This is a genomic window from Kamptonema sp. UHCC 0994 (assembly GCF_029167235.1).
Classification (GTDB): Bacteria; Cyanobacteriota; Cyanobacteriia; order Cyanobacteriales; family Microcoleaceae; genus Kamptonema.
In genome coordinates, this window is record NZ_JARFTR010000015.1 from 1 (window position 1) to 1,238 (window position 1,238).

Below are 1,238 nucleotides of genomic sequence, written 5' to 3' on the forward strand. Positions count from 1 at the left end.
TTAAAGCGCCACTTAGGTTCCCGCGACTTTTCCATAAGCATGAGAAAGTTTCGACTGTTATTATTCAGTCTCGTCAGGCGGGTTGTAATATTTTGGTAATTATGGTTATAATCGTATTAACAAGGCTCCTTGTTTTATATTTGAAGTGTATTTAGGGCGGAGTGATAGACCGCCCTTTATTAACTTAAAACGCATTCAAACGATCGGCATTAGTCATAGTCGTCATCGGCAACGACTGATTTAACAAACTCTGCACCTTCAGGCGTAACGTTAAAGCTGCTGCATCCGGGTCTTCACCTTCATCCAAATGAGCTGTCATTTCCAGGCGTTCGCTTTGATAATCACCCAGATTTTTAATCTTCTGAACTGTGATAGCGGTAACTTTCATTGATTCCTCACAATTAGTAATTAACTAACAGTTGAAAGAAAGCGGTTACTTCCACAAGCAACCGCGTATGGTCATCAAAATTGCAAATTAGGTAAACACGAAAAAGACGAATCAACTACATGATTTCGCATCACCTCCTTCAAGATGAATCCGGCATAGAGCCGGGTCTAGGCTGTTGGTCATTGATGCAGCTTTCATTACTCTCAGAAACTACCCAGTCAACTTGTTCTATGATTAAAGCTTCCAAATCGGCTTCCCATTCAGCCTGTTTTTCAGGTGTGACAGGTGTAGGTTCAGCTTCGATTTCATTTAGGAGTAAGTCAGCCAATTCATCAATAACTTCCCTAACTGTGATGCCTTTAGCCTTAGCAATTTTTTCAAGTTTGGCGTAAGTTTCAGCCTTGAGCTTGACTTGTTGTGGCTTAGTTTCAGGGGGAGTTTCGTCTAAGATTTCAGTAATTTGTGTGGAGGTAATTGGTTGATTAGGTGGTGTTTCGTCTAAAACTTTTTGCCATTTTTCAGCTAGAGTTGAGTTACCGTATTCATCAACAGTGTTGAATTTTACTAGCGGTAATGCTTGAGCAACGCAGTTGGGTAATTGCTCAAATCCAGCGGCGGCCAAGTTAAGACAAACTTGAGCAGCACAGATGATTTTTGTGCAGTAGTTAGCACTTTTTCTAAGCGCTTTTAAGCAATAGTCTTTGAAAGATTTAAAGCCCTGTGTTTTATACAGTTTGTGATATCGCATCCGGTCTAAGAAGTAGCCGATACGGATGTAACTGAGAAATCCTGATTGAATTTCTGTGTCTACGTTTTTGTAGGCGACATAGGGCCATTCCCACTCAGTTTC

At 40.8% G+C, this 1,238-nt stretch carries 1 protein-coding gene and 1 pseudogene; both read right to left on the reverse strand.

All coding sequences use genetic code 11. From position 1 onward, the window contains the following. Positions 1–184: 184 nt before the first annotated feature. Complete coding sequence (locus tag PY364_RS01215) at positions 185–388, reverse strand: hypothetical protein (RefSeq protein ID WP_275519729.1); 204 nt, start codon at positions 386–388, stop codon at positions 185–187. A 139-nt stretch (positions 389–527) separates the two neighbouring features. Further along, positions 528–1,238 (reverse strand): annotated as a pseudogene (locus tag PY364_RS01220) (hypothetical protein); the annotation flags it as partial.

What these genes read in the sequence shown, in the direction of transcription:
- PY364_RS01215 (WP_275519729.1), bottom strand. Translation starts at nt 388, where the DNA reads ATGAAAGTTACCGCTATCACAGTTCAGAAGATTAAAAATCTGGGTGAT.